Genomic DNA, 6,935 nt, shown 5'->3' with positions numbered 1-6,935 from the left:
TAGGGCCTTCTCGTATCCGGCCGGGCCCAGAGCGGAGATAGCCGCCTCCTCGCAGCGGGCTCGGTGCCGGGCGTATGTGGAGTCGGGGCGGGCTTCGATGTCCCGGATCCCGCTATGCCAGGTCAGGGCGTGCGCGGCGCCCAGCAGCTGTGCCGCCCGTTCGTGGTCGCCTTGGGACGCGGTGATCCAGGTGAACACCTCCAGGGCTATCGCGGTCCCGGTGTAGTCGTTGAAGCCCCGCAGGATCTCCAGCGCCGCCCGTGTCAGCGCTGTGCCCTCCTGCCTGTCGCCATGTGCCCAGAGCACGTAGCCCAGCGCCCACTTCGCGTAGGACCCCCACAGACGTTCCTCGGATGCTTCCGCCAGCCGCACCGCGCGCCTGCTGGCCTCCTCCGCAGCGTGCGCGTTCCCGAGACGGACCTGGGCCATCGCCACCTGGAGGAGCCAGAACAGTCCCTGCGGTCCTTCGCCCGCCGCCTCGTGAGCGGCCCGCGCCCCCTCGTACAGGGGCACGGCTTCCGCCGTCCGCCCCTGGAACAACACAGACATGCCACGGTAGTCCTGGATGTAGGGCAGGTCCGATGGGTCGTCCAGCCGTTTGCTCAGCTCGTCGGCCTCGTCCAGCCAGCGGTCGGCCGTCGCGAGATCTCCCTGGAGGATCGCTACCCAGGCGGCGGCCCACAGTGCCCGGGCCCGGGCCGGGGTGGGTTCGGGTGCCGCCGCGAGGAGACGGTCGAACTGACGCCGGTCTCCCCGCCACTCGGGTTGGGAGGTGGCCTGCCCTTCGAGACCGCAGAATTCACTCTGCCCGAGGGCTCCCGGCTGGTCCTGTACACCGACGGGCTGATCGAGGACCGGCACCGGGACATCGACGTCGGCCTCGAGAAGTTGCGCGACGCCCTGGCACACCCTGGCCGGAACCCGGAGGAGACCTGCCAGGCCGTCCTCAGCGCCCTGCTGCCGGCACGGCCGAGTGACGACATCGCCCTGCTCGTCGCCCAGTCCCGCCTGCTGGATCCCTCCCAGGTCGCCGAGTGGGACGTGCCCAGCGACCCCGCCCTCGTCGCCGGAATCCGTGCCGATGTCACCTACCGGTTGGAGGAGTGGGGGATGGAGGAGCTGACCTTCTCCACCGAGCTAGTGATCAGCGAATTGGTCACCAACGCCATCCGCTACGGCACCGATCCGATCGGGCTGCGCCTACTGCGCGACCGTAGTGTCCTGATCTGCGAGGTCGCCGACGGCAGCAGCACGTCACCGCATCTGCGCCGGGCGGCCGCCACCGACGAAGGGGGGCGGGGGCTGTTCCTGGTCGCCCAGTTCACGCAGCGGTGGGGCACCCGGTACATGCCGCGCGGCAAAGTGATCTGGACCGAACAATCCCTCCACAGCCCGGCGCCAGAACCTGACCTCGACATGGCCGATGCCCTGCTGGAGCAATGGGGGGACGCGGACTGATGAGCGGCCACGGAGCGGCCTCGCCACATGGGGCGGACAAGCGGCGGCGAGACTGCCATCGCCCGATTCAGCGAGGCGTTACACCACTGATACCTCTTGAACCACGCTGAGCTGCCAAGCCATCCGACTCAAACCTCGGACCTCGGACCACAGGATGGTTGTGCAGAAGGACCAACTCCGCTCAACGCCTTCGAGGTGCTCGGTGACCGTCTTGCCCCCCACACATCGCTATTTGGCGGCCGCCTGGGGCGCGGAAGAGGCGCTGGCCACCAGGGGGAGGTGGTGGGCCTCGTGGTCAGGGTGGGCTGGACAGGGAAATAGCGATGACGGCCCTGCTCACCCCTGTGGCGTGGTACGCCGTTCTCCTCGCGGGCGGTTGACGATGCTGGACAAGGTGAGGGCGGTGACTGTGTCGCGTACGCCGGGCATCTTGGCGATGTCCTCCCAGATGCTCCGTACGCGTTCCAGCGAGGCCGCTTCGAGGCGCACCATGATGTCGAAGTCGCCGCTGAGGATCTCGCAGATGACAACCTCGGGAATGCGTTTGAGTGCGGCCAGGACGTCGCCGCCGCGCATGCGGTCCTGGCGATAGACGAGTACGAGCGCCGAGACGACCGTGCCGGTGTCGTGGCCCGCGCGGACGATGGTGTAGCCGGCGATGTGGCCCTGGCGCTCCAGTCGTTCGACGCGCTGGCGCACCGCGTTGCGGGACAGCAGCACCTTGCCGGCCAGATCGGAGTGCGAGATGCGGGCGTTGCGGGTCAGCTCGGCGATGATCTTCTCGTCGATGGCGTCCACAGCGGACCGTCTCCTTCGTCAAGTCGGTGGAGATGGCAGCCCCCACGGCACGCGGATCGCGGGTGGCATGTGTTCCTGCGGAACTTGGTGCAGTCCCGGCGAGGACGAACCGCTCCCCACCGGGCTGCCCCGGCTGTCTGACGCCCCAAACGCCTGCCCCACGGCTGCTGGATGCCCCTTGCCGTCGGTAACCAGGAGCTCAGAGGCAGGCACCGACGGCAGGAACTGCTTCACGCCGCCGTTCCTGTCGGGGATCCGGTCGGACGACCGGGCTGGCGGCATCAAGGCCGCCGGAGACTGGCGGCCTCCCTTGGCCGTGCCGCTGGTGGACGACCGTCACCCCGGTCACCGTGTTGCCCTGCTCGACGCGGAAGCGGGCTCCGCTGGTGGCGGCTTGCTCAGCTGTGAAAACCGGGCATGGACAGGTACTTGAGCTGCTGGTACTCATGGAGGCCCTCGGGTCCGCCCTCGCGGCCCAGGCCGGACTGCTTGATCCCGCCGAAGGGTGCCGCGACCTCGGAGACCAGGCCGCGGTTGATGCCGACCATCCCGGCCTCCAGCCGGGCGGCGACCCGCCGGGCGCGGTCGATGTGGGAGGTCATCACATACGACGCGAGGCCGTGCTCGGTGTCGTTGGCCACCGCTATGGCCTCGGCCTCGGTGGAGAAGCGGTGGATGGCGGCGACGGGACCGAAGACCTCCTCGTGCATGATCGCGGCGTCGGCGGGGACATGGTCCAGCACGGTCGGTGCCGCGTAATGGCCCGGCCCGTCAGGAATGTCCGCCTCCGCGACGACGACGGCACCACGGGCCACGGCGTCCTCGACGAGATGACGGACCTTGTCCACGGCCCGGTGATCGGCCAGCGGGCCTAGCCCGGTGTCCTCCCGGTCCGGGGCACCCACCCGGATCGCGGCGATCCGTTCGCCGAGCGCCGCGGCGAACGCGTCGGCGATTCCCTCCTGGACGAGGAACCGGTTGGCCCCGACGCAGGACTGGCCGCCCAGCCGCATCTTCGCGATCATCGCTTCGCGGACCGCGAGGTCGAGGTCGGCGTCGTCGAAGACCAGGAACGGCGCGTTGCCGCCCAGCTCCATCGAGGTGCGCAGCACCCGCGCACCACTCTGCTGGAGCAGCAGCCTGCCGACCGGTGTGGACCCGGTGAACGACAGCTTGCGCAGCCGGGGGTCGGCCAGCAGCGCCGTGGTGACCGCTGCCGCGTCGCTGCTGGTGATCACGGTCAGGACACCGGGGGGCGCGCCGGCCTCACGCGCCAGCTCGCCCAGCGCCAGGGAGGACAGCGGGGTGAGAGCGGCCGGTTTGAGCACGGCGGTGCAGCCGGCGGCGAGGGCTGCGGCGGCCTTGCGAGCGGCCATGGCCAGGGGCACGTTCCACGGGGTGATGAGCAGGCAGGGTCCGACCGGTTCGGCGACGGTGACGATGTGACTCCTCCCGTCCGGGGAGGGGGTGCTGCGCCCCTGCGGACGGACCGCCTCCTCCGCGTACCAGCGGAAATAGGCTGCGGCGTAGTCGACCTCGCCCCGGGCTTCGGTGATCGTCTTGCCGATCTCCAGGGTGATGATCCGGGCCAGACGCTCACGGTGTTCGATCAGGGAGTCGGTGAGCCGGTGCAGGACGGTCGCACGGTCCCGTGCGCTGGTGCGGGCCCACTGGTCGGCAGCCGCGGCCGCCGCGTCCAGTGCGCTCACCGCGTCCTGCGGGCCGCAGTCGGCGACGGCGGCGATGACTTCCTCGGTCGCGGGGTTGCGTACCTCGAAGGCGCGGCCACCGGTGGCGGGTCGCCAGTCGTGCGCGAGGAAGCCACGGGGGACGGATTCCAGGACGTCCGCCTCCCATGAGGGAGCGGTGAGCGTGTCAGTCATGCGCGTGGCTCTTTCGCTGATCGAAGACTGGTGTGGTCGAGGGAGCACGATCGGTGGGCGGTCATACGGCGTCACCTGCGGGGTTGGCGACGCCGACGGTGTTCTCGACGGAGAGGAGGGATTCCTGTCGTCCGGAGCCGAGCCAGCGGACCAGGGCGACGAGGCCGAGGGCGAGGATGGCGAAGGCGATGAGGATGGCGCTGACGGCGGTGACGCTGGGGTCGATCTCGAAGGTGAGGGAGTTGTAGACCTGCACCGGGAGGGTGACGGTGTCGACGGAGGAGAGGAACTGGGAGATGTAGAACTCGTCGAAGCTGGTGATGAAGGAGAAGATCGCCGCCGCGATCATCCCCGGCGCGGCCAGCGGGAAGGTGATGCGCCGGGCGATGGTGAGCCGGCCGGCGCCCATGCTGGCGGCGGCGTCCTCCAGCCGCTCGTCGATCCCGCGCAGCGTCGCGATCAGGATCAGCACCGCGATGGGTGAGGCGAGCACGGTGTGGCCGAGCGCGATGGCGATCGGGCTGCCCAGCATCGCCGCGGGCTCGAACAGCAGGAACAGGCCCAGTGCGGTGACGATCTGGGGGATGAGGAGGGGGCCGAGGACCAGGGCGAAGACCGCCGAGCGCAGCGGGAGTTCGCTGCGGACCAGGGCGGTCGCCGCCGTCACCCCGATGATGAGGGAGAAGACGGTGCTCAGGGCGGCGACGAGGGCGGACAGGGAGAGTGCGGCGGGCCATTTGCTGCCGTCGGCGAAGAGGGCCTTGTACCAGTTCAGCGTCCACGTGTCGGGTGGGAAGGAGGCGAAGGCGTTGTTGCTGAAGGAGGTGACGAGGATGACGACGATGGGCAGGGCCAGGAACAGCAGGATCACGGTGGCCACGGCGGTCAGGGCGATCTTGCCGGTGAGGGTCTTGCGCAGCTCCATCATGATCCGTTCCTCCTCCTGCGGCTGGCGCCCAGGGAGCTGACGACCTTGACCAGGAGCAGTCCGGCCAGGGTGAGGACCAGCAGGATGACGCCCTGAGCGGCCGCCCCGTTCCACTGGTTCTCCTTGGTGACCTGCTGGTTGATGAGGGTGGCGATCATCGTCTGGTTCGGGCCGCCCATCAGCGCCGGGGTGATGTAGTAGCCCAGCGAGAGGATGAAGCTGAGGAGTCCGGCGCTGGCCAGGCCGGGGGCCACGAGGGGCAGGTAGACGCGGCGGAAGATCGTCACCCGTCCCGCGCCCATGCTCGCCGCGGCGGCGAGCAGGCGGCGGTCGACTCCGCGCATCACGCCGTAGAGCAGCAGCACGGTGTAAGGGAGCATCATCGACGTGGTGCCGATCACGACGCCGAGTTCGTTGTAAAGCAGTTGGTACGGCCCGCCTGGGAGCCACTCGTTCACCAGTCCCCTGTCGCCGAGCATGATGATCCAGCCGTAGGTGCGCACCAGCGCGGAGACGAAGTGCGGGACGACCACGACCAGCATCGCCAGACCCGCCCACACCGGCTTCAGCCGGGAGATCGCCTGGGCCAGGACGAACCCGAACACCAGACTCAGCACCGCGGTCTCCGCGGAGATCCGCAGCGTGGTGAACAGCACCGACAGGTTCACGCCCGTCAGTGCGTCGGCATACCAGTGCAGCGTGAACGATCCGTCCGCGTCCTTCAGGCTGAGCAGCAGCGTGGAGAAGATCGGGTAGACGAACAGCACCAGCAGATACACGACGACCGGCAACGCGTAGAGGATCCCGACGCGGGTCCTGCGTGAGGCCAGGAGCTTGCGGGGGCGGGCGGGAGCGCCTGCGGTGAGGGTGGCGGCCATGACTCACCCGCCCTGTTCGGTCGGGAAGAGGTTCACGTCGTCCGCGTCCACGGTGATCCCGACCCGCTCGCCCGCGACGGGGCCGCGGCCTGCGGGGACTTCCAGGCGCAGCAGCGGCCCGTCATCACCGTCGATGCGTACGCCGGCGCGCACCAGGGTGCCCACATAGGTGGCGGTCTCGACGGTGCCGGTACAGAAGCCGTCGTCGGCGGCGCTGGCCCGCAGCCGGCCCGGCTGCACGGCGACCTTCACCTGCGTGCCGGGGGCCAGTTGGTGACGGCGCGCCGTCAGCAGGCCACCGGACTGGGTGAGGCGGACCAGGGTGTGCTCGCCGTCGTGCTTCTCCACCCGGCCCGGCAGGAAGTTCGCCGCGCCCAGGAAGTCCGCCACAAAGGGGGTCTTGGGCCGCTCGAACAGCTCGCGGGGGGTGTCGAACTGCTCGATCAGACCGTTGCGCATCACCGCGATGCGATCGGACATCACCAGCGCTTCTTCCTGATCGTGCGTCACGTAGATGACCGTCAGGCCCAGTTCCTGCTGGATGGACTTGATCTCGATCTGCAGCTGGTCGCGGAGCTTCTTGTCCAGGGCGCCGAGGGGTTCGTCCATGAGGATGACCGGCGGTCGGTAGACCAGCGCCCGGCACAGGGCCACACGCTGCTGCTGGCCGCCGGACAGCTCACGCGGCTTGCGGCCGCCGAATCCGGACAGGCCCGCGATCTCCAGCGTCTCCCCCACCCGGCGGCGGATCTCGTCCTTCGGCACTCCGCGCAAGGTGAGGGGGAAGGCGACGTTCTCGCTGACGGTCATGTGCGGGAAGAGCAGGTACTGCTGGAAGACGAAGCCCAGGCCCCGCTTCTGCGGCGCCAGGCGCGTCACATCGCGGCCGCCGACGGTGATGGTGCCGGAGTCGGGCTCGCAGAACCCGGCGATCATCATCAGCGTCGTGGTCTTGCCCGACCCGGAGGAGCCGAGGAAGGTGACGAACTC

The 6,935-nt window shown here is 69.5% G+C and carries 5 protein-coding genes and 2 pseudogenes; 1 reads left to right on the top strand and 6 read right to left on the bottom strand.

The genetic code is table 11. The features are described from left to right. Positions 1 to 549, bottom strand: a pseudogene (locus M8J73_RS43375) (LuxR family transcriptional regulator); the annotation flags it as partial. Positions 550 to 744: 195 nt separating this feature from the next. Between M8J73_RS43375 and M8J73_RS43370 the strand changes: the two are divergent. Then, positions 745 to 1,458, top strand: a pseudogene (locus M8J73_RS43370) (SpoIIE family protein phosphatase); the annotation flags it as partial. Positions 1,459 to 1,794: 336 nt separating this feature from the next. Here the strand turns inward: M8J73_RS43370 and M8J73_RS45395 are convergent. The 5 genes from M8J73_RS45395 to M8J73_RS43345 form a co-directional block, all read right to left on the bottom strand. Beyond that, a complete protein-coding gene (locus tag M8J73_RS45395) occupies positions 1,795 to 2,256 on the bottom strand; it encodes an Lrp/AsnC family transcriptional regulator (protein ID WP_055540578.1) in 462 nt (153 codons plus the stop codon). A 398-nt stretch (positions 2,257 to 2,654) separates the two neighbouring features. Next, complete coding sequence (locus M8J73_RS43360) at positions 2,655 to 4,139, bottom strand: NAD-dependent succinate-semialdehyde dehydrogenase (protein WP_055540579.1); 1,485 nt, start codon at positions 4,137 to 4,139, stop codon at positions 2,655 to 2,657. Positions 4,140 to 4,200: 61 nt separating this feature from the next. Then, positions 4,201 to 5,067, bottom strand: a complete 867-nt coding sequence (locus M8J73_RS43355) for an ABC transporter permease (RefSeq protein ID WP_055540580.1) — start codon at positions 5,065 to 5,067, stop codon at positions 4,201 to 4,203. After that, positions 5,064 to 5,945, bottom strand: coding sequence for an ABC transporter permease (locus tag M8J73_RS43350; RefSeq protein WP_055540581.1), 882 nt, complete (start codon positions 5,943 to 5,945; stop codon positions 5,064 to 5,066). Before M8J73_RS43350 ends, M8J73_RS43355 begins: the two co-directional genes overlap by 4 nt. Positions 5,946 to 5,948: 3 nt before the next feature. Continuing rightward, positions 5,949 to 6,935, bottom strand: a 987-nt coding sequence (locus tag M8J73_RS43345; protein ID WP_249829873.1) for an ABC transporter ATP-binding protein, incomplete at its 5' end; no start/stop codon positions are given.

It is taken from the genome of Streptomyces neyagawaensis (assembly GCF_023516595.1).
Classification (GTDB): Bacteria; Actinomycetota; Actinomycetes; order Streptomycetales; family Streptomycetaceae; genus Streptomyces; species Streptomyces neyagawaensis.
The sequence above is the reverse complement of the archived record's forward strand: the minus strand, read 5'-3'. Positions and strand labels throughout refer to the sequence as shown.